The sequence below is a fragment of the Halorubrum sp. GN11_10-6_MGM genome (assembly GCF_005435165.1).
GTDB lineage: Archaea > Halobacteriota > Halobacteria > Halobacteriales > Haloferacaceae > Halorubrum.
This window is the reverse complement of the sequence record NZ_SGUC01000031.1, coordinates 1-23,310: the sequence shown is the minus strand read 5'-3', so window position 1 is coordinate 23,310 and position 23,310 is coordinate 1. Positions and strand designations below refer to the sequence as shown.

18 protein-coding genes are annotated in these 23,310 nt (G+C 71.8%); 7 read left to right on the top strand and 11 right to left on the bottom strand.

The annotated features are described in order from the left end of the window. Window positions 1-21 precede the first annotated feature (21 nt). Entirely contained in the window at window positions 22-2,136 is a 2,115-nt protein-coding gene (gene malA, locus EXE46_RS13135) for an alpha-amylase MalA (protein WP_137688837.1), read from the bottom strand. A 127-nt stretch (window positions 2,137-2,263) separates the two neighbouring features. On the opposite strand from malA, the gene EXE46_RS13130 reads away from it, so the two are divergent. Next, on the top strand, window positions 2,264-6,970 hold the full coding sequence (locus EXE46_RS13130) for a glycoside hydrolase family 15 protein (RefSeq protein WP_199234170.1): 4,707 nt from the start codon (window positions 2,264-2,266) through the stop codon (window positions 6,968-6,970). A 38-nt stretch (window positions 6,971-7,008) separates the two neighbouring features. Here the strand turns inward: EXE46_RS13130 and EXE46_RS13125 are convergent, their stop codons facing one another. After that, window positions 7,009-7,497 (bottom strand): hypothetical protein, encoded by a 489-nt coding sequence (locus EXE46_RS13125; RefSeq protein ID WP_137688836.1) that lies wholly within the window; start codon window positions 7,495-7,497, stop codon window positions 7,009-7,011. Further along, complete coding sequence (locus tag EXE46_RS13120) at window positions 7,490-9,304, bottom strand: DNA mismatch repair protein (protein ID WP_137688835.1); 1,815 nt, start codon at window positions 9,302-9,304, stop codon at window positions 7,490-7,492. The genes EXE46_RS13125 and EXE46_RS13120 overlap by 8 nt, the downstream gene beginning before the upstream one ends. 126 nt (window positions 9,305-9,430) lie before the next feature. Here EXE46_RS13120 and EXE46_RS13115 point away from each other — a divergent pair, with 126 nt between their 5' ends. Next, on the top strand, window positions 9,431-10,105 hold the full coding sequence (locus EXE46_RS13115) for an MBL fold metallo-hydrolase (RefSeq protein ID WP_137688834.1): 675 nt from the start codon (window positions 9,431-9,433) through the stop codon (window positions 10,103-10,105). A 55-nt stretch (window positions 10,106-10,160) separates the two neighbouring features. Here the strand turns inward: EXE46_RS13115 and EXE46_RS13110 are convergent, their stop codons facing one another. From EXE46_RS13110 to EXE46_RS13095, 4 genes are all read right to left on the bottom strand, one after another. Next, entirely contained in the window at window positions 10,161-11,309 is a 1,149-nt protein-coding gene (locus EXE46_RS13110) for an acyl-CoA dehydrogenase family protein (protein ID WP_137688833.1), read from the bottom strand. Between the two features lie 61 nt (window positions 11,310-11,370). Beyond that, complete coding sequence (locus EXE46_RS13105; protein ID WP_137688832.1) at window positions 11,371-13,455, bottom strand: AMP-binding protein; 2,085 nt, start codon at window positions 13,453-13,455, stop codon at window positions 11,371-11,373. A gap of 33 nt (window positions 13,456-13,488) precedes the next feature. Then, complete coding sequence (locus EXE46_RS13100; RefSeq protein WP_137688831.1) at window positions 13,489-13,923, bottom strand: universal stress protein; 435 nt, start codon at window positions 13,921-13,923, stop codon at window positions 13,489-13,491. An 89-nt stretch (window positions 13,924-14,012) separates the two neighbouring features. Next, window positions 14,013-14,966: a transcription initiation factor IIB family protein gene (locus tag EXE46_RS13095; protein ID WP_006113981.1), complete on the bottom strand. Its 954-nt coding sequence runs from the start codon at window positions 14,964-14,966 to the stop codon at window positions 14,013-14,015. Window positions 14,967-15,311: 345 nt separating this feature from the next. Between EXE46_RS13095 and EXE46_RS13090 the strand changes: the two genes are divergently transcribed. Both EXE46_RS13090 and EXE46_RS13085 read left to right on the top strand, forming a co-directional pair. After that, window positions 15,312-15,707 carry a hypothetical protein gene (locus tag EXE46_RS13090; protein WP_137688830.1) on the top strand — a complete coding sequence of 132 codons (396 nt, stop codon included), beginning with the start codon at window positions 15,312-15,314 and terminating at the stop codon, window positions 15,705-15,707. 3 nt (window positions 15,708-15,710) lie between these two features. After that, complete coding sequence (locus EXE46_RS13085; RefSeq protein WP_137688829.1) at window positions 15,711-16,334, top strand: METTL5 family protein; 624 nt, start codon at window positions 15,711-15,713, stop codon at window positions 16,332-16,334. A 106-nt stretch (window positions 16,335-16,440) separates the two neighbouring features. Here EXE46_RS13085 and EXE46_RS13080 read toward each other — a convergent pair whose 3' ends face one another. The 3 genes from EXE46_RS13080 to EXE46_RS13070 form a co-directional block, all read right to left on the bottom strand. Beyond that, entirely contained in the window at window positions 16,441-18,387 is a 1,947-nt protein-coding gene (locus tag EXE46_RS13080; protein WP_137688828.1) for a rhomboid family protein, read from the bottom strand. Window positions 18,388-18,513: 126 nt separating this feature from the next. Continuing rightward, the gene (locus EXE46_RS13075) at window positions 18,514-18,792 is read right to left on the bottom strand and encodes a UPF0058 family protein (protein WP_053771458.1); all 279 of its coding nucleotides are present in this window, start codon (window positions 18,790-18,792) and stop codon (window positions 18,514-18,516) included. 94 nt (window positions 18,793-18,886) lie between these two features. Then, entirely contained in the window at window positions 18,887-19,102 is a 216-nt protein-coding gene (locus tag EXE46_RS13070) for a ribbon-helix-helix domain-containing protein (protein WP_004598554.1), read from the bottom strand. Between the two features lie 265 nt (window positions 19,103-19,367). Here EXE46_RS13070 and EXE46_RS13065 point away from each other — a divergent pair, with 265 nt between their 5' ends. Then, complete coding sequence (locus EXE46_RS13065) at window positions 19,368-19,982, top strand: sulfite oxidase-like oxidoreductase (protein ID WP_137688827.1); 615 nt, start codon at window positions 19,368-19,370, stop codon at window positions 19,980-19,982. A 135-nt stretch (window positions 19,983-20,117) separates the two neighbouring features. After that, window positions 20,118-21,503 carry an isochorismate synthase MenF gene (locus EXE46_RS13060; RefSeq protein WP_137688826.1) on the top strand — a complete coding sequence of 462 codons (1,386 nt, stop codon included), beginning with the start codon at window positions 20,118-20,120 and terminating at the stop codon, window positions 21,501-21,503. Window position 21,504: 1 nt separating this feature from the next. Here the strand turns inward: EXE46_RS13060 and EXE46_RS13055 are convergent, their stop codons facing one another. Continuing rightward, window positions 21,505-22,245 (bottom strand): proteasome assembly chaperone family protein, encoded by a 741-nt coding sequence (locus EXE46_RS13055; RefSeq protein WP_137688825.1) that lies wholly within the window; start codon window positions 22,243-22,245, stop codon window positions 21,505-21,507. Window positions 22,246-22,370: 125 nt separating this feature from the next. Here EXE46_RS13055 and EXE46_RS13050 point away from each other — a divergent pair. Then, window positions 22,371-23,310, top strand: a 940-nt coding sequence (locus tag EXE46_RS13050; RefSeq protein ID WP_137688824.1) for an RsmB/NOP family class I SAM-dependent RNA methyltransferase, incomplete at its 3' end; no start/stop codon positions are given.

Sequence of the window (23,310 nt, the reverse complement as noted above, 5' to 3'; positions counted from 1 at the left end):
CTCAGACGGCCGGTCGGACGCTCACTCTCCCGCGACCGAGACCACCGCCACGTCGTCGACGCGGACCCGCTCGGTCCCCTCGCCGTCCTCGACGACGCAGGACTCACCCGTCACGAGGTCGCGCTCGCCGTGGTCGACGTCGACCGCGACGCTCGCGTCGGCCGGCGCGAAGTTGAGCACGACGACGAGATCCTCGTCGCCGTCGCGTCGCCGGAACGCGACCACGTCGTCCGGGTGGACGTCCCCGCTGGCGACGACCGGCCGCTCGGAGAGATCGCCGCTGGCGACGTGGTACCCGACGCGGGAGAGGTCACCCTCCGGCCCGAGCGCCGGGTGATCGCGTCGCGTCGCGAGCAGGCGCTCGTAGCGGTCGCGCACCTCCTCGCGCGCCTGGTCCCACGCGATCGCGTCGCGTCGCCCGCGCTGCCCGATCTCCTGACCGGCGTACACCATCGGGACGCCCGGCAGGGTCATGATCGCCGCGCCCGCGGCGGCCGCCGCGGCGTCGCCGCACTCGACGCGGTAGCGCGTCTCGTCGTGGTTCTCGATGTACTGGAGGAACTCGGCGTGGTCGGGGAACCCGATCTCGGCGCGCTGGTCGACCGCGTCGAGGACGCTCGCCGCGGGCTCCGCCCCCCGACCCACCTGCCGGAGCTGGAAGTACAGCGTCGCGTCGAAGTGGACGTCGAACATCCCCTCGTGGAAGCCGGGGATGTACGGGATCGTCTCGTCCATCAGGAGGAACTCCCGGTCGATGTCCTTCACGCGGTCGCGGAGCTCGCGCCAGAACGAGTCCGGCACCGCCCACGCCATGTCGCAGCGGAACCCGTCGACGAGCGGCGCCCACTCGTCGATCACGTCCAGCAGGAACCGCCGCACGTCGAGGTTCGCGTGGTTGAGGTTCGCGATCAGCTCCCAGTCGAAGTAGGTGCCCGGCTCCCCGGACTCCTGCCACTCGTACCGGTCGCGGTACGGCGACGCCGGATTCTCGTAGGCGTCCCGGAACCACTCGTGGTCGCGCGCGGTGTGGTTGGCGACGAAGTCGAACAGCACGCGCATCCCGTGGTCGTGGGCGGTCTCGACGAGCGCCTCGAAGTCGTCGCGCTCGCCGAGGTCGTCGGCGGTGTCGAAGAAGTCGACGATGTTGTACCCGTGCGGCTTCCCGTCGTGGCCGAGGACCGGCGTGAGCCACAGCGTGTCGACGCCGAGCTCCGCGATCCGCGGGATCCGCTCCGCGATCGCGTCGAACGCCTCGCCCTCCTCGGCGTCCGCGAAGGTGCGGACGAACACCTCGTAGACGGAGGCGTCCGCCGTCCACGCCGGCGGGTCGTTGAGCCGCACCGTCTCGAACTCGGGCGCGTCCGGCGTCAACACTGCCTCGCCGCCCGGCTCACCGCCCGCCGGCGGGCCGGCGTCGACGCGCTCGACGGCGACGGCGTCGGCCACGCTGACCCGCGGGTCCTCGCCGGGGTCCCGAGCGACCGCGACGGCGTGGACCCGGAGCCGCTCCGGAACGGCGGCGAGCGGAACCCGAAGCCCGCGCCCGTCGTCGCTTACCCGGAGCACGTCGCGCGGGTTCGGCCGCCCGGCCGCGACCGCCGCGGCGACGTCCCGGTCGTCGACGACGAACGTCACGGACAGGTCCTCCGCGTCGAGCGTCGACTCCGGATTCGGCGTCGGAACCGCGGTGAACACCGCTTCGCCGGCGTCCGCCCTCTCCTCGCTCCCGTCGCCCCCCGTCTCGCCGTCGAACGCGACGCTCGCGTCCACGCGGACGCGCGGTCGGCCGACTCCCTCGTGTCGCTCCCGCGCGGCGTAGTCCACCGGTTCGTCGTCCGGGTCGCGGTCGCGGATCGCGGTCCCGCTCCCGCCCGCGACGTCGACGCCCTCGTAGCTCGCGGGGAACGCGCGTATCGTGAGCAGGTGGTCGCCGTCCGGGGCGTCGAGGCCGAGCAGGTACCGGCCCGGTACGTCCGGCGTGAACTCGGTCACGGCGTCGTCGCCGACGGTCGCCTCGCTGTCGGGCGGCGCGTCCGCGACGCGCCACGCGTACGCGGCGTCGGGGTTCGGATCTCTCGGTGCCAGCTGCGTCCGTTCGCCCGTCGCGAGGAAACGGGGGGGTCCGGGGTGGTGCATGTGACGCCCATCGACGCCCGGGGCCTTCGGTGTTGCTCTTGTTTCGGCGGAGTTCGGGCTCCCACCCTCCGGCCCGGTTACCCGCCGCGGTCGTCAAGGCTTTTACTCCGGCAGTCGCAGGGCGGGTATGCGACTGCGTACCGCCCTTACGGAACACGAACGTCGGCGCGGGGAGCGCTATCCGGCGGAACACTCGATGACCGCCGGGGCGTTCACCGGCGACGACGGCCGACTGGTCCACGTGGGACCGGACGGGACCGTCCACGACTGTTCGTACTCCCTCTCCGAGGTCGGCGGCGCCGACCGTCTGCGAATGGGTATCACCGCCGGGCGCGGCGTCCGCTGGTTCGACGACCTCGAGACGACCCGCCAGCACTACGACGGCGACACCCCCCTCGTCGAGACCGAGTACGACGCCGGCCGCTACACGGTCCACCAGTTCGATCTCGTGGTGAGCGACACGCACCTCACCCACGTCGAGCTCCGCGGCTCGCCGCCGGCCGACGCCGAGCTCGTCGCCGCCTACGCGTTCTCGCCGGACATGGTCGAGGGCCGCGTCGGCAACATGGTCCACGACGAGGCCGGACCGAACGACGGCCGCGTCGTCGAGGTGTACCACCGCACGGAACACGACTTCCTCACCGCCTCCACCGGGCTCTCGAACGCCCACGGCCAGCGGCTGCGGACGATCCCGGAGCTGCTCGGCGAGGCGGACGACGGCTTCCCGCACCGCGGCGAGATCGACCGCCGCGAGGACTCGCGGCTCACCCCCGACGTCGTCGTCCGCGCCCCCTTCGAGCGCGACGGGCGCACCGAGCGCGTCACGCTCGCCGGCCGCGCCGTCGTCGACCGCCGGGCGGCGCGCGACACCGGCGACGACGCGAAGGACGCGCTCACCGACGGGATCGACCGTCAGCGCCGCATCGAGGCCGTCTCGAACATCGCCACCGCATACCCCGACGCCGACGACCTCCGCGAGGCCGCCGACGGCCGCGGCCCAGACGTCCCGGAGGACGCCCCACGCCGGTCGGTGATCGCGAGCGACCTGCGCGCGCTCGACCTGCTCACCGCGGAGTCCGGCGCGCGGATCGCCGCCCCGGAGTTCGACCCGTTCTACTCGACCTCCGGCGGGTACGGCTACACGTGGTTCCGCGACGAGGCGACGGTGTCGACCGCGCTGCTCGGCGCGAGCGACGAGCTCGGGCTCGACGCCGACGAGGAGCTGCTCGCGACCGCGAGCTTCTTCTGCCGGACGCAGGACGCCGACGGCTCGTGGCCCCACCGCGTGTGGGCCGACTCCGGGAAGGTCGCGCCCGGCTGGGCGAATGCCCGCATCGAGGGGGCGAACGCGACGCCCGGCCCGAACGACCAGCTCGACCAGCCCGCGACGGTCGTCGCCTTCCTCGCGACCCTCCGGCGCGAGACGGACCTCCCGACCGAGTGGCGCGACCGGATCGACGAGACGATCGCCGACGCCGTCGAGTTCCTCTTCGAGACGATCGAGGACGACGGGCTCCCCCGGCGCTGTCAGAACTGCTGGGAGAACGCCTTGGGGCGGTTCACGCACACCGGCGCCGAGTACCTCCGGGCGTTCGCCGCGGTGGCGCGCGCGCCGGTCGACGAGTCCCTTCGGACCGACGCCGCGGATGCCGCCAACGCCGCCCTCTCCGGGCTCGACGACCGCTGGAACCCCGAGACGGAGCGGTTCCTCCAGCGCGCCAGCGACGAGGGGAGCGACGCCCGCGCCGACGCCAGCACCTTCGCGCTCGCGACCGCCACCGCCGAGTACGCCGCCCTGCTCGCCGACGGCGACGGCCCGAAGACCGACGACGCGGCCACCGACGGCTCGGGCTCCGCCGAGTCGGTCGACTCCGTCGCGACGAGCGAGTTCGACCGCTTCTTCGACCGCGTCAACACCCACGTCCGGCAGACGATCGACGCGCTCCGCCGCGAGACGTCCGCCGTCGAGGGGCTCGTCAGGTTCACCGGCGACGACTGGCGGACCGCCGAGCAGGGCGCCGCGAAGGTGTGGTCGATCGCGACGCTGTGGGGCGCGACCGCGGCGGCGACGCTCGCGGGCGTCGTCGAGGAGCGCGGGGGCGCTTCCGATCCCCTCTTCGACGACGCGCGCGACCTGTACGCGCTCTGTGAGCCAGACGGCCCCTTCGTCAACGAGGCGGGGCTGTTCGCGGAGCAGGCGTTCGACGACGGCGACCTCGACAGCGCGACCCCCATCGCGTGGTCGCACGCGCTCCGGATCGACGCGACGGTGACGCTCGCGAGCCACGGCGAGCTGCCGGTCCCGCACGACCGCGAGACGGGCCCCGAGGCCGCGCCTCACTGGACCACCGGCCGGAAGTTCGGCGTCGGCACGCCCGCGGACTACGAGTCCGACGAGCCGGTCCCGGTGTGGTTCACGCTCACCGAGGGGGCGCTCACCGAGGCCCGATTCCCCCGGATCGACGTGATGAACGTCCGGACGTTCGACTTCCTCGTCGCCGACCCGGACTCCGACTACGCGATCCGCACGTTCGACGAGACGGGGCACGTCACGGCGACGGAGACGATCGAGCGGACCACGGAGCCGGCGGCCGACGACGCGCTCGCGTACGTCCAGACGATCCGCGAGACCGGCGACGGCCACGGCCACGCCTGGACGCTCACCGTCGAGTACGCGGTCGACACCGACGGGACCGCGATCCTCGCCGACGTCCGGTTCGAGGGGAGCCGCGAGTACGACGTGTACGCGCTCGTCGACGCGACGATCGCCAACGTCGGCACGAACGACCGCGCGGAGCGCGTCGACGGCGACGCGGGCGCGCACCTGCTCGCGCGGAAGGACGAACCCGACCGCGAGGCCGGCAAACTCGTCGACGACGAGGGCGAGCCGTTCGCCCCCGCGCTCGCGCTCGCGAGCGGCGACGGGTTCGGTTGGGCGAGCGCGCTCGCGGCCGGCGGCGACGCGGCCGGCGCGCTGTTCGGCGACGGCGAGCACGACGAGGAGTCGTCCGAGGCGGTCGGGAACGTCGTCCTCGCGGGTCTCGTCGGCAGCGGGGAGGCGGTCGCGGACACGGTCGCGCTCGGGTTCGCGGAGGACTCGGACACCGCGACCGCGCTCGACGAGGCGGAAGGGGCGCTCGCCCGCGGCTTCGACGACGCCGCGGCCGCGTACGCCCAGACGTGGCGCTCGTGGCTCGCCGACCGCGATCTCCCCGACTCGGTCGCTGGCGATCCCGACCTCGCGGCGCAGTACCGCTTCGCGCTGATGACTCTGGCCGCGGTCGAGGACAAGGCCCACGAGGGCGCGGGAATCGCGAGCCCCTCCGTCCCGTGGGGCGAGACCGAGTACGCCGCGGAGGACCGCGGCTACGGCTACAACTTCGTCTGGTCGCGGGACCTCTATCAGGTGTTCACGGCGCTGATCGAGATGGACGACCTCGAACGGGGCGCGGACGCGCTGGCGTACCTGTACAACACCCAGCAGGACGACGACGGCTTCCTCCCGCAGAACACGTACATCGACGGGCGGACCCGGTGGGGCGGCGAGCAGATGGACAACATCGGGTTCCCCTCCGTGATGGCGTGGCAGCTGTACGAGCGCGGCGTGACCCTCGACGACGCGGGCTACACCTACGGTCAGGTCGCCCGTTCGCTCGACTACATCGCCGAGAACGGCCCCGAGACCGCACAGGAGCGGTGGGAGGAGGAGGCCGGCTACTCGCCGTCGAGCATCGCGGCCGAGATCGCCGGGCTGGTCTGCGGCGCGGCGCTCGCGCTCGCCGAGGCCGACCGACGCGAGGGCAGCGAGTCGGCGGGGGCCGAGTCGCCCGGTTCGCTCCGCGCCGACGCGCTCGCGTGGCTAGCGCTCGCCGACGACTGGACCGAACGGGTCGAGGAGTGGTGCGCGACCACGACCGGGACCGACCGCCACGAGCGGACGCCGTACTACCTCCGGGTCACGGCGGACGGGAACCCCGAGTCGGGTCGCCCGCGCACCATCGCCAACGACGGCCCGACGTACGACGAGCGGGAGATAATCGACGGCGGCTTCCTCGAACTCGTTCGACTGGGGATCAAGCCCGCCGACGACCCGGTCGTCCGCAACTCCGTCTCCGTCGTCGACGACTCGATCCGCGTCGACACGCCGCACGGCGCCGCGTGGTACCGCTACGTCGGCGACGCGTACGGCGAGATCGCGGTCGGCGATCCCGGCGCGCCGTGGGCTGGCACCGGTGACGGCCGCGGGCGCCTCTGGCCCATCTTCACCGGCGAGCGCGGCGAGTACGAGCTGCGGGCTCGCGCGGACGGGCCCGACGCCTTCGGCGGCACAGACGAGGAGGCGCTCGAACCCGAGACGCTGTTGGAGACGATGGCCGGCTTCGGCAACTCCGGACTGATGCTGCCGGAGCAGGTGTGGGACCGCGAACACCCGACGAAGTACGGCTGGGAGTTCGGCGAGGGGACCGGGGGGGCGACCCCCCTCGCGTGGTCGATGGCCGGGTTCGTCCGACTGGCGCACGGCGTCGACGCGGGCGAGCCGGTGGAGACCCCGACGGTCGTCCGCGAGCGCTACGTCGAGCGCGACCGCCCCGAAGCTCCGGAGCTGACCGCGACCGCCGAGTTCGTCGAGGACGCGGTCGTCGTCGCCGGCGAGACGGACGCCGAGCGCGTGGCGATTCACTCCCGCGAAACGTCGCGCCTCGTGACGCCCGACGAGGGCGCCTTCGAGGTCGACCTCGACGCGGACACCGACGCGGACACCGTCGTCGTCGCGGCCGCGACCGACGAGGCGTTCGAGGACGCGGGCACCGCCGTCGAGCGGATTCGGCTGTAAGAGCCCGGCCGCTCGGGGGACTTCCCGACCCCCGCTCTCTATCCCAGCGCGTTCACGTCGACGGTCCGGTCCTCGCCGTCGACCTCGATCTCGACCGTCGAGCCGACGCGCTCGCGAACGGTCTCGCGCCACGCCTCGACGTTCGCGGCGTGTCGCTCGCGCCGCGTTTCGAGGTCGGCGCCGGGGTGTTCCGCCGCCGTATCGTCGGCCTCGGGGTACGGTGGCGCGTCCGCCACGAGCGCCCGCGGGTCGATGTGGACGGGCGCGGGAGCGCCGCCGTCGTCGCCCGAACCGCCGTCGTCGCCGTCACTCACACCGCTGCCGCCCGCGTCGAGCGCGTGGAGCCGGGCGCGCATCCGGCCGGAGAAGGGCGGCGTGACGCGGAGGACGACCTCGCGGTCGCTCCGGAGCGACGCCTCCAGGGCGTTCGCCACGTCCTCGCGGTGGACCGCGATCGACCGGACCCTGTCGGGGCCCGGCTCCGCGGGTGCGGACTCCCGATCGTCGTCGCTCGGCTCCTCAGTCATCGTTCGCCGCCCACTCGGCGTCAGAGAGCGTTCGCTGGACCGCTTCCTCGCCGACCGCGCCGGCCAGGTGCTCGAAGCCGGCGCGGACGCCGCGGTCGCCCGCGTTCGCGACGAGCCGCGAGACGATGAACTCCGGCGTGGACTTCCCGACCGTCTCGAACCGCGGCTGATAGTCGACGCGGAGCTCCAAGTCGTTCGTCAGCCCCTCGGCGAAGATACCGTCGATGCGGGCTGCGTCCGGCAGCGGGCTCAGGTCCTCCGCGAGGTGGGTGACGTAGACGCCGAGCGCGCCGCGGTCGACCGTGAGCGTGACGAGGCCGTTCAGCAGGTCTGCGGCCCGGCCCGGCTCTGTGATCGCCTCGAACTCGTCGACGAGCATCAGCGTCCGACCGTCCGCGACCAGCGGCGGCACGACGGACTTCAGCGTCGACTCCAGCACGCCGGCGTTGAACGAGGCGTGCCGGCGGTGGAAGACGATCCGGTCGAACGTCCCCACCTCGGCCGCCTCGGCGGGGACGGGCAGCCCCATCGACGCGAGCAGCGCCACGGCACAGAGGGTTTCGAGAAGGGTCGTCTTCCCGCCGGAGTTCGCCCCGGTGAGCACGCTCACGCGGTCGCCGGTCGGCGGCGCGTCCGCGCTCGCCACGCCGGCCGCGTCCGCCAGCGCGTGGGATCCGACGCCGTACGAGACGGGCTGAACGTCGCCGTCGAGGAACGGGTTTCGCGCGCCGCGCACGGCGATGCCGTCCTCGACGAGCGTCGGCCGGACGTGGCCGTTCTCCGCCGCGAACCGCCCGAGCGACAGCAGGAACGCGGCGTCCGACACGGCCGCCGCGGCGCGCGCGACGGCGGTGTCCTCGTCGGCGTCCGGCTCGTCGCCGAGCCGCTCGCGGATGTCGGCCGCGACCGCGGCCTCGCGCTCGTCGACGGCGCCTTCGAGTTCGACGACGAGCTCTCGGAGCGTCCCGGAGACGAAGTCGGCCGCGTCGAGCGCCTCGTCGGGCGCGGCGGCCCGCACCGTCGCCGGCTCGACGCCCGTCTCGCGGGCGACGTGATCGATCGTCGCCGCCTCCAGCGCCTCGAAGTCGCGGAGGCTCCCGTCGCGGACGGATTCGAGCACGTCGAACGCGGAGTCCGCGAGGCCGCGCGCGGCCGACAGCCGCTCGCGCAGGCGGTCCAGCTCCGCGTCGGCGCCCGTCGCGATCTCGATGTCGGCGCCGTCGAGGTCGCCGGCGGGGGCGATCGAGCCTCGCACGTCGGCGAGCGCGTCGGCCGCGTCGCGCAGCCGTTCGCCGTCGAGCGCGCCCACGTCGGCGAACGGGCCGTCCGTCACCCCCGCCTCGCGGAGCGCGACGGCGGTCTCGACGGCGGCCAGATCGGAGCCGCCGGCCTCGTCGTACGCGACGAAGGCGTCCTCGACCGCCTCGCGCTCGGCGTCACCGAGGTCGGCCCACGCGTCGCGGGCGGCGACCACCCGATCCAACCGCGACTCGACCGCGCCGCGGTCGAGCAGCGGGGTCATCACCCTGATCCGGTCGGCCGCGTGCGCGGTCAACGCCGCGTCGGCCGCGAGCGAGAGCAGGTCGTCGTACACCGAGCGGGCGTCGCCCGTCGCGAGGACGTCCATCCCCGCCTCGCCGTTCGCCCGGCGGAGGATGCGCGTCGCGCGGCCGCGGTGGAGGCCGGCGTCGACGAGCGCGCGAACGTCCGCCGACTCGATCGCCTCGACGGCCCGTTCGGTCCCGAGCGCCTCCGTGAGCCGCTCGCTCGTCTTGGGGCCGATCCCCCAGTAGTCCTCCAGTCGCATACCTCGTGGTGTCGCCCCGGCGTCTTGGCGTTTTCGTCGTCTCACCGCGCTCCGGCGGCCACCGAGGGCATCCCGCCGAGGTCCGATACGCGAGCGTTCTTGTCTCCGGCTCCCGTACCGAATCCCATGGCGACGGAGATCGCGGACGGCGTCTGGCGCTTCGACTGCCGCGGGGTCAACGCGTACCTCGTCTTCGACGACGTGCCGACGCTCGTCGACGCCGGCACCCCGTGGGACGAGGCGGCGATTCGGCGCGGGCTCGACGAGGCCGGGATCGGGGTCTCCGAGGTCGGCCGCGTCCTGCTCACCCACTACGACCTCGACCACGTCGGGACGCTGGCGTCGCTCGCGCCCGAACTCGACGCGCCGGTCCGCGCCTACGGCTTCGACGCGCAGCTGCTCCGCGGGGCGCGGTCCCCGCCCATCCGAAATCATAAGGGACTGATCCAGCGGCTCGGCGGGCTCGTCACCGATCTCCCCGACCTCGACGTTCTCGGCGTTCGCGACGGCGAGGCGGTCGGCTCCTTCACGGCGTACCACACCCCCGGCCACACGCCGGGACACGTCGCGTACGTCAGCGAGGAACTGGGCGTCGGACTCCTCGGGGACCTCGTCGCCGAATCGGACGGGGATCTCGACCCCTCCGAGTGGCTGATAAGCTACGACACGGACGCGGTCGCGACGAGCGTGCGCTCGCTCGCGGAGCGGGCGCCTCCGTTCGAGGTCGCCTGCGTCGGCCACGGCGACCCGCTCGCCTCGGGCGGAAGCGAGGCGCTTCGGCGGCTGGCGTCGACGCTGTGAGCCCCGGCGGGCGGAAGCGGACGAAGTCGCGGCCGGAAGCGGACGCCGACCGCGCTCAGCGCGACTGCCGGTAGATGAGGTTGCGCTGGATGTCGTTGGCGCCCTCGTAGATCACCGGGATGCGCACGTCGCGGTAGACGCGGGCGATCCGGCGCTCGGTGAGGATCGAGCGGCCGCCGTGGAGCTTCATCCCCTTCTCGGCGCAGTCGGTGGCGACCTCCGTCGACTTCGTCTTCGCCAGCGCGGCCCAGTAGCCGGCGTCCTCGTTGTTCGCCACCTTCTCGCAGGCGCGCCAGTTGAGCGCGCGCGCCGACTCGAAGCCGATCCGCATGTCCGAGATCGTGTGCTGGACCGCTTGGAACTCGTCGATGGTGCGACCGAACGCCTCGCGCTCGTCGATGAATGCCTCGGCCTCCTCGATGGCGGCCGCGGCGAGCCCGAGCCCGTGGCCGCCGACGACGACGCGGCCGTGGTTGAAGAAGTCCGCGAGGACGTAGAAGCCGCCGCCCTCGCTGCCGACGACGTTCTCCTCGGGGACGAAGCAGTCCTCGAAGACGATGTGGCCCTGCTTGGAGGCGCGCATCCCCATCTTCTCGGGGATGTGCTCGGCCTCGTAGCCGTCAGAGTCGGTCTCGACGATGAACAGCGTGTAGTTCGAGTAGCGGTCCTCGCCCTCGCCGGTCTTCGCGTAGACGGTGAGCCAGTCGGCCTCGACCGCGTTCCCGACCCAGTACTTCTCGCCGGTGAGCTCGTACCCGCCCTCGACCTTCTCCGCTTTCGTCGTCATCCCCGCGAGGTCCGAGCCGGTCTGCGGTTCCGACACCGCGAGTCCGGAGATCTGATCGTTCTCCGCGACCGGGCGGAGGTACTCCTCTTTCTGTTCCTCGGTCCCGTAGTCCTCGACCATCTCCGCGCCGAAGCTGGCGAGCTGGAGGGTGAGCGCGATGCCGGCGTCGGCGCGGTAGAACTCCTCCGCGATGGCGAGCACCTGCGCGAGGTCGAACCCCTTCCCGCCGTACTCCTCGCCAATGTCCTGTGCGATGAGTCCGGCGTCCATCCCGGCTTCGAGGATCTCCCACGGGTACTCGCCCGACTCGTAGTACGCCTCGGCGTTCGGGGCGATGTACTCGTCGGCGAACTCGCGGGCCTCCTGTTTGACGTCTCGCGCGTGCTCCGGCACGACGCTGTCGTCGAGCAGCTCCATACGCTCCGTGAGGACCCCCCGGACAAAACGTTCGTGGAACAACGAAAAACCCCGGGTGAGTTTATGAGTCCTCGTCCGCGGTCGTCTCCGCCTCGTCGTCCGCGGTCGTCTCCGCCTCGTCGTCCGCAGTCGCCCCCGCCTCGTCGTCCTCGTCCCGATGGCGGCCGGAGTCGGCGGCGGACGGCTCGTCGTCCGATTCCGCGGCGACCGCCTCGGCGTCGTCGATCTCGACCTCGGCGTCGCCCGTCTCCTGCGCGGTCCCGTCGCCACCCGCGTCGCCCGCCGAGCCCGTGTCGGTCCCGTCCGGCGGCTCGGCGGGCTCAGCGGGCTCGAACCCCGCAGTTTCGAGGTCCGCGTCCGCGCTCTCACGGGGGTCCGCGCCCCGCTCGCGGAGGACCGTACGCGTCGCCTCCCTGTCGACGGTCCCCGAGACGGTCCGCGGCAGCTCCTCGACGTACGCGACCGTCTTCGGGATCTTGAACCCGGCGAGCCGTTCGCGGGCGAAGGCGACGAACGCCGCTTCATCGATGGGCGCGGGACCGATGTCACCGACCTCGACGGTCGGTTCGGCCCCCTCGTCGACCCCCTCCCCGGTCGCGCGGTCACCCTGCGACGCCTCGTCGGTCGCGGCGACGTCCTCCGCGGGGTCGGTCGCGGCGGGATCGTTCCCGGCGGGGTCGGTCGTCACCGACGGGAACCGGTCGCCGACGGCGAGGAGCGCGGCGACGCGCTCGCCCCACACCTCGTCGTCGAGGCCGACCACCGCGACGTCGTCGACCTCGGCGTACTCCCGGAGCACGTCCGCGACCTCGCCGGGCTCGACGTTCTCGCCGCCGCTGATGATCCGGTCGTCGACGCGGTTGAGCACGTGGAGGTACCCGTCGTCGCCGAACCGCCCGACGTCGCCCGTGTGGAGTCCGTGCGGGCCGAAGTCGGACCGGTCGAGGGTCGCCGGATCGATCCCGTTCAGGTCGACGTCGGGCGCAGCGGCGTCCCCATCGTCGCCATTATCGGGCGCAGCCGCGTCGCCTCCGCCGACGGCCTCCGGTGAACCGCCCCCGGTATCGTCGAGATACCCCGGGGTGATAGTCGGCCCGCTGACGACGATCTCCCCGGTCTCGCCGGGGTCGACCGGATCGCCGTCGTCGCCGACGACCGTCACGTCCGTCCCGAACAGCGGTCTGCCCACCGTCTCGATCCGGTCTCTGGTCTGTCGCGGCGTCGCGGTCGTGATCTGCGAGGCGGCCTCCGTCATCCCGTACGTCGGGTGGGCGGGGACCGAGTAGTCGCGACACCGCTCTATCAGCTCCGCCGGCGCGGGCGCGCCCCCGAGCAGGACCACGCGGAGCGAGTCCGACAGCGTCCCCCGACGGTCGAGCATCTGCCGGAGCATCGTCGGGACGAGCGAGACGCCCGTCACGTCGTACGCGTCGATGTCGTCGGCGGTGCCGCCCGCGTCGAACCCCTCGCGCAACACGAGGGTCGTCCCGTACAGCACCGACCGATACACCGGGGCGAGCCCGCCCATGTGGTGGAGCGACAGCGACACCAGCCAGCGGTCGTCGGCCTCGACGCCCAGCCGGAACGCGGAGGCGACCGCCGAGCTGTACACGTTGCCCGCGGTCAGCGGCACGGGTTTGGGATCGCCGGTGGTCCCCGAGGTGAACAGCACGCAGAGCGGGTCCCCGAACTCCCACTCCGGCGGGTCGAGCGACGCGGGGGCGACGTCGTGAATCCCCGTGACGTCCGCGCTCGTCGGGTCGTCGACGGAGTAGACGGGGACGCCCTCGATCTCCGACGCGGCGTCCGTCGCCGTGGGCTCGGTCGGCTCCGCGCAGACGACCGCGTCGAGGTCGGTCCGATCGATCCGCGCCGCGATCTCGCGCGACGTCAGCTCCTGTCCGAGCGGGACGAACGTCGCCCCGATCCGCATCGTCGCGTGAACGAGCCCGACGGTGCCCACGTACGGGGGCGTGAGCACGCCGATTCGATCGCCCTCGCCGAGTCCGTGCGCGACGAGGCGGCCCGCGGTCTCGGCGACCAGGCGGTCGAGGTCGGTGTAGCTCCACGCCTCGCCGTCCTCGGCGCGGACGAGGGCGGTGTCGTCCGGCGACGAGACCACGCGGTGGGAGAGCCAGTCGCGCATCGGTGTCACCCGCGTCCGCCGAGTACGGTGCGGTTACTCATCCGCCGGCTGGCGCACGGTCAACACCGGCACGTCCGAGGTGCGGACGACGCGCTCCGTGACGCTTCCGAGGAGGTAGCGGTCGATCCCCTTCCGACCGTGGGTCCCCATCACGACGACGTCGATGTCGTGCTCGTCGACGTAGTCCTGAATCGAGCGGTACGCGGTGCCGGAGACGACGGTGGAGACGCACTCGACGTCGGCGTCGGCGGCGGCCTCGGCCACGCGGCCCGTCGCCTCCTTCCCCTCGGATTCGAGCGCCTCGACGACGATCTCCGCGCCTGCTTCCAGACTGGAGTACGCCGCGCCGTCGACGACGTACAGCGCGTGGAGTCGAGCGCCGTACTGCTCCGCGAGGTCAATCGCGTGTTCGATCGCGGCGTCCGACGCCGGACTGCCGTCGGTGGGAACGAGGATCTCTGAATACATCTCACTCCGTGGGTACAGCGGGACGCGATTAAAAACCCGATCCAACGTTCTCGCACTCGACCGAAAGACCGAACGGAAACGCCTCGACCCTACCGGAACCCCATCGCTTCGATCTGCTCCTGATACCGGTTGCGGATGGTGACTTCGGTGACCTGCGCGACGTCGGCGACCTCGCGCTGGGTCTTCTTCTCGTTGCACAGCAGCGAGGCCGCGTAGATCGCGGCCGCCGCGAAGCCCGTCGGCGACTTCCCGGAGAGCAGTCCCTGCTCGGCGGAGACGTCGATAATCTCGGTCGCCTTCGACTGGACCTCCTCGGAGAGCTGGAGCGCGGACGCGAACCGCGGGACGAACTGCTTGGGGTCGACCGGCTTCAGCTCCAGCCCGAGCTCCTGCGAGATGTATCGGTACGTCCGGCCGATCTCCTTCTGGGGAACCCGCGAGACGTCCGCGACCTCGTCGAGGCTGCGGGGGATCCCCTCTTGGCGGCAGGCGGCGTACAGCGCGGCGGTGGAGACGCCCTCGATGGAGCGCCCGCGGATCAGGTCCTCGTTCAGGGCCCGTCGGTAGATAACCGAGGCGACCTCGCGTACCGAGCGCGGCACGCCGAGCGCGCTCGCCATCCGGTCGATCTCCGAGAGCGCGAACTGGAGGTTGCGCTCGCCCGCGTCTTTGGTCCGAATCCGCTCTTGCCACTTGCGCAGGCGGTGCATCTGCGACCGCTTCTCGGAGGAGAGCGACCGCCCGTACGCGTCCTTGTCCTTCCAGTCAATCGTCGTCGTCAACCCCTTGTCGTGCATCGTCTCGGTGATCGGGGCGCCGACGCGGGACTTCGACTGCCGCTCGTTGTGGTTGAACGCGCGCCACTCCGGCCCGCGGTCGATGTTACGCTCGTCTAAGACGAGTCCGCAGTCCTCGCACACCAGCTCTTGATCGGCGTCGGTGACGATGTTCTCTGAGTCACACTCCGGACAGGAGACCGTCGATTCGTCCGTTTCCTGCTCCGTGTCCCGCTCCTGTTGCCGCTGGCGACTCGGACGTTCCATTAAAAGGTTTGTGGTCAGTCGCGCATTTAAGCCTTGTCCACCCCCATCAACGATCCTGATGGTTCCGGCACTGCCCTGAAGCGTTGTTTTCGGCGTGTAGAAGAGGCAAGACGCTGGAGCAGCTGATCGGAATCGCTTCCGAGTTCTCCGAAACGCTGTATTCGCGTCGCCACCGCGACGCACGAAACGTGACCGAGGTACGAGGTCGGAATACTGTCCGCATCCCGGGGTACCCTTCGACGCCCGCCTCTCGCCGACTCCGTCGGTCGCCGTCGCTCGCTCCCCCGTAATATTACCATCACACATCCAAAAAGTTTTTTGTATAACCTATGCCAATAGGAGGGTATGAGCACCACCTCGCCCGCCGGCATCGAAGACGCGCTCACCGGTTGTCGCCCCGCCGACGTCGACCCCGTCGTCATCGACGCGGCGGACCTCGACAGCACCGCGCCCGACCACCTCCGCGACCTCAAGCGCGGGCTCGCGGCCCGCGGCTACCAGCCCGCCGCGGTCGCGGCCGAGGCCGACTTCGACACCGAGAGCACGCTCGAACGCCAGCGGGAGGCCGACCGACTCCGCGGACTCGTCCGCGCGGCGTCGTTCCTCGGCGCCGGTCGGATCGAGGTCGGCCTCGACTGCGAGGAGTGCGAGGGGGTCCGCACCGCGCTCGCGGCGCTCGCCGAGCGGGCCGACCGCGAGGGCGTCGAACTCGTCAGGGCCGACGCTGACGGCGCCGCCTGACCCATGGCGACGAAGCGGTCGCTCGCGACCAAGCTCGGCGTCGTCGCCGGCTTCGAGCGCCCCGACGCCGCCCTCGAACAGTATCCCACGCCCCCGGAGCTGGCCGCTCACGTCGTCCACCTCGCCGACCTCCACGGCGACGTCGACGGGCGGACCGTGATCGACCTCGGCGCCGGCACGGGGATGCTCGCGCTCGCCGCGGCGCTGCGTGGCCCCGCCCGCGTCGTCGGCCTCGAACTCGACGGCGGGGCGCTCGCGACCGCCCGGGCCAACGAGCGCCGGGTCGCCGCCAGCGCCCCGGTCCACTGGGTCCGCGGCGACGCCACGCGCCCGCCGCTCGCCGTCTCGGAGCCGGCGACCGTCGTGATGAATCCGCCCTTCGGCGCGCAGGACGGCAACCGAAACGCCGACCGGGAGTTCCTCGCGGTCGCGAGCGACCTCGCCGACGTCTCGTACTCCGTCCACAACGGGGGGAGCCGCGAGTTCGTCGAGGCGTTCGCCGCCGACGAGGGCGGCGAGGTGACTCACGCGTTCGCCGCCGAGTTCCGGATCGACGCCCAGTTCGACCACCACACCGACGACGCGCGAGAGATCGATACCGAAGTGTACCGGATCGAGTGGTCCTAGGCGACGCCGCGTCACTCTCGGTCTTTTCCGGTTCCGCCGCGTCACTCTCGGTCTTTTCCGGTTCCGCCGCGTCACTCTCGATTCCTTCCGACTCCGCCGCACCTCGCTACTGCCGACCCTCGTAGCGCTCCCGCTGCGCGATCCGGACCCGCGTTTCGCCCCGCTCGGCGAACACCGCGTCGCCCTCGCGGACGAACGTGATACCGCGGACCGTCACCGACTCGTTTTCGGCCGGGAGCGCCGCCGTGACGTTGTTTCCGCTGCCGCCGATCACCGAGAGTTCGAAGCCCCCACGCGCGGCCGCGATGACGACGTTGCGGCCGTCGATCCGCGGCTCGGCCCGCGCCGGCTCGCTCGTGAACAGCGTCCGCCTGGTCTCGTTCCGGACCGCGTCGACGCGGTACGTCGGTCCGCCGTTCTCGGCGACCCAGCCGACCCGCTGGACCCAGACCGTCTCGCGCCAGCCGGCCCCGCCCACGTCGACCGCGCGGTACCCCCAGAACGCGAGGTTCCCCTTCGAGACGGCGGTCGTCCATATCTCGCGGTCCGGGTCGCTGACGATCACCCCCGAGGTGTTGACCGACGTCGAGCGGCCGAACGCCTCGACGTCGACGACGCCCACGAGCCGGTCCTCCACGTTCTCGGCGTACGTCACCTGATACCCCTCCACCTCGATCGGGTCGCCGGGGAGGTCGCCGTCGTCGACCGCGACGAGGTTCGGGACGACGCCCGGCCCGGCGACGGCCGCCAGCGCCGCGACGAGCAGGAGGAGTCCCACCGCCGCCGGGGTCGCGGAACGGACCGTTCCTCGGATCGTTTCGGGCTCCGGAGCCGCTCGGCTCGGCCACAGGGGGTCGTCGCGCGCGGCGGCCGCGACGGCGACGATCGCGGCCAGCAGGGCGAGCAGCCCGACGCCGACGGCGCGGTACAGCTCGTACCGCTCGCTCCCGAGGTACCAGTACACCGCCCACAGTCGCCGCGAGGCACCGAACAGCAGCAGCGCGCCGAAGACGACGACGGCCGACCGTCCGGTCGCGTCCGCGCGGGACCCGTCGCGGTCGGCGCCCGCCAGCGGGTGGAAGCGCCACCGCCCCGCGGTCGCGCCCGCGTCGCGGGCTTCGTCGTTCGGCCTCCGGGTCCCCTCGTCAGAGTTCCGAGCCCGGCGCCGCAGGAGGACGACCGCGACGAAGACGCCGCCGATGAGTCCGAGCGCGTGGCCCTGAATCGCGACGTTCGCCCACCCCGGCGCGCCGTAGGAGGGCGACGCCTCGGCGAACGCCACCGGGACCCGCACGGCGTCGTAGAGGACGCCGACCAGCGTCGTCCCCGCCATGGCGACGACTGCGGCGACGGGGCGCGAGACGAGCGCGAAACCCCAGTACGCGAACACGACGATCGAGAAGCCGATCACCGGCCCCAGCGCGAACAGCGCCGAACAGAGTCCGAACGCGACCGCCGCGCCGGGAACGATCAGGAACGCCCGGACGTACGGGTTCGAGGCCAGTTCGTCGACCGCGGCTATCCGGCTCGCAAGCGCCCGAATTCGTGACGGGAGTTCTCGAACGCGGGCCGGAAGCGCTCGAACGCGAGCCGGAAGCTCCCGGAACTGACGCGGGAGACGCCGGAGTCTGGCCGTCAGCCGGTCCCCGCCGTCGACCTCGCGTCCGTCGGGAAAGTGGCCGTACGCGTACTCCGCCAGTCCACCGGCGACGAGCGCGGAGAGGAGGTTTCCGGTGACGTGCCCGCGGTTCGCGTGTGCGAAGCTGGACCAGAAGAGCCCTTCCGGGTAGAAGTACGACCACGACCGGAACGGGATCACGACCGGTCGGTTCGGGTTCTCGATCCCCGACTGGACGAACAGGTACACTCCGATCACGCCCGCGATCACGACGAGCGTTCCCCACGGGACGCCGAGCAGCAGCCGCGAGCGGAGCGCCTCGGTCCAGCCGGCGCTCGGGCGGTCGACGAGGTACACCGCGGCGAGCGCGACGGCGACGGCGACGCCGCCGGCGGCGAGGTGAACGGCGTCCGACGTCAGCGCCTCCGCGACCATGTCTGGTTCGACGGGGCCGCGCGCACATCAATACGGGGGTCGGGTGCGCCGAGGGTCGGTGTGGTGAAGGTCAGCGCGGCGAGTGTCGGGGCGGCCGCGAGAGAGCGGTCGAAGGCTCTCGGCGCGTCAGATCTTGTTCTCGGCGTCGTCGGCCAGCTCCTCCATCCGCTTCCCGACGCGGCCCGCGGGCGAGAACTCGTCTTCGCTCATCGCGTTCGCCAGGGCGTTGCCGAGGACGAACACGGCGTGTTTGTGTTCGCTCTTCGATTTGTGGACGTGCGAGGGGTCGACGTCGAGCTCGTCGTACGGGTCGAACAGCGACCCGTCGACGGACTCCTGCGCGCGGAAGTGCTCCATGATCGTCACCATCTGTTCGTGAAGCTCGAGCAGCTCGTCCTTGTGCATACCCACGGATACGGGTCGTAGGCCTTTTAAGGGTTGTTGAGGGGGGTACGCACGCTTCAGCGCGGCGGGGACCTCGGTCGAGGGGGTCGCGCGGTCAGAAGACGTACTCGTCTTCGTGGCCCATCATCCCTTCGTCTTCGAACCCGTTGGAGTCGTCGTCGTCCCGCGGGCCGCTCGTCTTGTACGCCTTGATGCCGGTCGACAGCAGCTCCTCGACCGCCTCCTCCCGGTTGAGGAACTCGCCCTCCTCGACCATCTGGGCTATCTGCATCTCCAGATGCTCCGGCACGGTTATCTTCACTCGTGGCATTTGCTGTCCGGGTCTTGTGGCATGGCGTATATAAAATTGGCGTCGGAGATCCGCGTATATGAAAACTCAAAACGGCGGCCAAAAATCTCATTTTCAACCTCTCAAACTGTAGTTCGATAAGTACTAACCTCTGATACCGGTCCGTCGCCCCCGCCGTCGTTCACGCCGAGCGCGGGGCTCGCGAGCGTCGCGCGTTGGGGTGTGCGGGCGGCTACCCTGCTCCGAGAGCGACATCCATACGTCGGTCCGGGGCGAACCGGGTGACATGACCGAATCCGGCGTCGACGCCGTCGAGGACCTCACCGACCTCTATCGCGAGTACGGCGACGACCGACTCCCGCCGGGGCAGCGCGAGACCGACGGTTTCCCCGTCCTCTCGAAGAGCGGCACGCCGTCGTGGGACCCGGAGACGTTCGAACTCGAACTGTGGGGCGCCGTCGACGACCCGCGCTCCTTTGCGCTCGACGAGTTCCGCGACCTCCCCGCCGTCACCCAGCGACAGGACTTCCACTGCGTGACGGGGTGGAGCAAGTTCGACTGCGAGTTCACGGGCGTCGCGTTCGCCGACCTCGTCGAGCTCGCGGGCGTCCGCGACGACGCCGAACACGTGCTGTTCCACTCGCTCGACGGCTACACGACCGACCTCCCGCTCGACGAGTGTACGAAACCGGGCGTCCAGCTCGCGTACGGCTTCGACGGCGACGACCTCCCGGCCGACCACGGCGGGCCGATCCGGGTCGTCACGCCGCACAAGTACGCCTACAAGGGCGCGAAGTGGGTCTCCGGCGTCGAGTTCCTCACCGAGCCGGAACTCGGTTACTGGGAGAAGCGCGGGTACAGCGACACGGCGAACCCGTGGAACGAGGAGCGATACAGCTGACGATCGACCGCCCGCCGGCCCCGTTTTCCCGTTCCGCCGCCGCTCTATTTCCTCCGGTCCGCCGCCGTTCGATTTTCCCCGTTCGCCCCGCCCCGATAGTCAGGATAAAGGGTCCCCGACCCCGACTAGTAACGCATGGAACAGGCGCGCTCGCGGTCGTCGCCGCCGCTGGTCAGCCGGACCACGGCGATCGAAGAACCGGCGTTCGCGGCGGCGTTCGACGCGTTGCCGTCCCCGCGCACCACGTGGAGCGCGCCCGACGACGCGCTGGTGGTCGGCGGCGGCGAAGCGGCGACGCTGACCGCCTCCGGGAGCGACCGGTTCGCGGCGATCCGGGAGGCGGCGACGGAGCTGTTCGACTCCGGCGACGTCCACGCCGGCACCGAGGCGGCCCGCCCTCGCGTGTTCGGCGGCTTCGCCTTCCACGAGGGGGCCTGCGACGGCGAGCCGTGGGCGCCGTTCCCGGAGGCCCGGTTCGTGCTGCCGCGGGTCCAGCTGACGGTCGCGGACAACGGGGCGTGGCTCACCGTCAACGCGGTCGGCGCCGACGCCGACGTGTCCACCGTCGAGGACCGACTGGCGCGCGAGGTCGACCGGTTCGCCGAACTCGACCGACGGGAGTCCGGGGACGCGGTCGAGGACTCCGCCGCCCCTCGGCCGCCCCGCCCGGGAATCCGCGAGAGCCGCCGGACGACGAGCCGCGAGGCGTGGCGCGAGAGCGTCGGCGCCGCAGTCGATCGGATCCGGGCCGGCGACCTCCGGAAGGTGGTGTTGGCGCAGGCGCTGGAGGCCGACCTCGCCGCCGACTTCCCGCGCGCGGCGACGCTCGAACGGCTCGCGGAGAAGTACCCCGACTGCCACCGCTACTGGTTCGAGCCCCCCGGCGGCGACAGCGCCTTCTTCGGCGCGACGCCCGAGCGGCTGGTCTCGCTGCGCGGTCGGACCGTCGAGACGGACGCGCTCGCCGGGACGACCGGTCGCGGCGAGACGCCGAGCGAGGACGAGTGGCTGGCTCGCGAGCTCCTCGACGACGAGAAGAACGTTCACGAACACGAGCTGGTCGCGGAGACGGTCCGCGAGCAGCTGGAGCCGTTCGCGGCGTCGGTCTCGGCGGGCGAGCGTCGCGTCCGCCGGCTCGCGACCGTCCAGCACCTCCACACCCCGATCACGGCCGAGCTCGACGCGGACCGCCACGTCCTCGACTTGGTCGAGGCGCTCCACCCGACGCCGGCGGTCGGCGGGCTGCCGCCGGACCGCGCGCTGGCGACGATCCGCGAGACGGAGCCGTTCGACCGCGGCTGGTACGCCGCCCCGGTCGGGTGGATCGACGCCGCGGGCAACGGCGCGTTCGCAGTCGCGATCCGCTCGGCCGTCGCGAGCCGCCGCCGCGCGACGCTGTTCGCGGGCGTCGGGGTCGTCTCCGACTCCGACCCCGACCGCGAGTGGGACGAGGTTCAGCTGAAGTACCGGCCGATACTCGACGAGTTGGAGGGCGACGAGGCGGTCGACTCCGCGGACTGACCTACTGGAACATCTTCAGCGGCTCGGCCTGCGAGCTCTCCTCGGTCGCCTGTCGCATCTGCTCCGCGAGCTGCTGTTTCGCGTTCCGGATCTCCGTCGCCTGTTCGACCAATCCGTCCGTCGGCGTCTCGATCCCGGCGATCGGGTCGATCCCGTCGGCGATGAGCACCCGCGCCGCCTCGGGGTCGGGGAACTGCGGGTCGGACTCGACGACGAGCCCGACCGCGTCGCGGCCGTCCTCCAGCGCCGCCGCGAGCATCGCGCCCGTCGGGCCGGAGACGAGCCCGGACTCGTCCGGTTCGGACACGTCCGCGCGCTCCAGCGCCGCGGCGCCGTCGCCGGTGGCGATCCCGTACAGGCCCGGTGGCGAGTCGTCCTTCTCGCGGCCGAGCCCAGACAGGAAGATCGGGAACAGGTCGACCTCGTCGAACCACGACCCGAGACACGCCGCGACCTCGGTCGCCGCGGCCGGGTTCACAGGCACGTCGCTGCGGAGCGCGACGAGGTCCCGGTCGGCGTCGGCGTACAGCCGCACCGGGGTCGTCGCCGCCGTCTCGGACTCGTGATAGACGGCCACCGGCGGGAGCCCGTCGCAGTGGACGTTCGCGTAGTGGGTCATCTCGTGGGCGTCGATGAGGTGGTCGGTCGCGATCTTCCCGACGAGACCGACGCCGGGGAACCCCTCCACCAGCGTCGGCTCGTCCAGCGAGACGCTATCGTCGAGGACGGAGATGCGTGCCATGCCCGGCGGTACGACCGGAGCCGACCTAAAGGTGCGGCGCGAGCGAGCCTCGCGGCGGAGCGCGGGGCGAACTGGGCGCGCGCGAGTCCCGAAACCGTCTAACGGCCCGGCGCGAAAAGGGAGCCATGAATCCGCTCGACCGATACGAGTCGCTCGTCGACGACGTCGACGCGTTCCGGGCGGCGTGCGACCGGCCCCTCCCCTCGGTCGTGCGCACGAACGGGATCGCGGCGACGCCGGCCCGCGTGCGCGAGGCGTTCGACGAGGAGGGCGTCGCCTACGAGCCGGTCGACTGGCACGACGGTCTCTTTCGGCTCCCCGACGGGAACCCCGGCGGCAACTGGCCGTACGTCCACGGCTGGATGCACGGCCAGGAGGAGGTGTCCGTGCTTCCCGGGCTCGCGCTCGACGCCCAGCCGGGCGAGCGCGTCTGGGACGCCTGCGCGGCGCCCGGCAGCAAGACGACGCAGATCGCGGATGCGATGGACGACGAGGGGACAGTCGTCGCAAACGACAACAACCTCGGGCGGCTCTCCGCGCTCCGGCACAACGCCGAGCGACTCGGCGTCACGAATACGATCGTCACGAACCAGGACGCCCGCAACTTCTCGACGAAGCCGCTGGCGTTCGACGAGTTCGACCGCGCGCTCGTGGACGCTCCCTGCTCCTGTGAGGGCACCTGCCGGAAGAACCCGGACGTCTTAGACCAGTGGACGCTCGGCCACGTCGACGCGGTCGCGGGGATCCAGAAGGGAGTGTTAGCCCGCGCCGTTCAGGCCACCCGCCCGGGCGGCGTCGTCGTCTACTCGACGTGTACGTTCGCGCCGGAGGAGAACGAGGCCGTCCTCGACCACGTCCTCGGCGAGGAGGACTGCGAGCCGGTCGAGTTCGAGTTGCCGCTTGAGACGGATCCGGGCGTCACCGAGTGGGAGGGCGAGACGTACGACGAGTCGGTGACTCGCGCGAAGCGGATCTACCCGCACCGCAACGACACGGGCGGGTTCTTCTGCGCGAAGCTTCGCGTGGGCGGCGAGGCGGACGACGGGACGGGGACCGGGGCCGCCG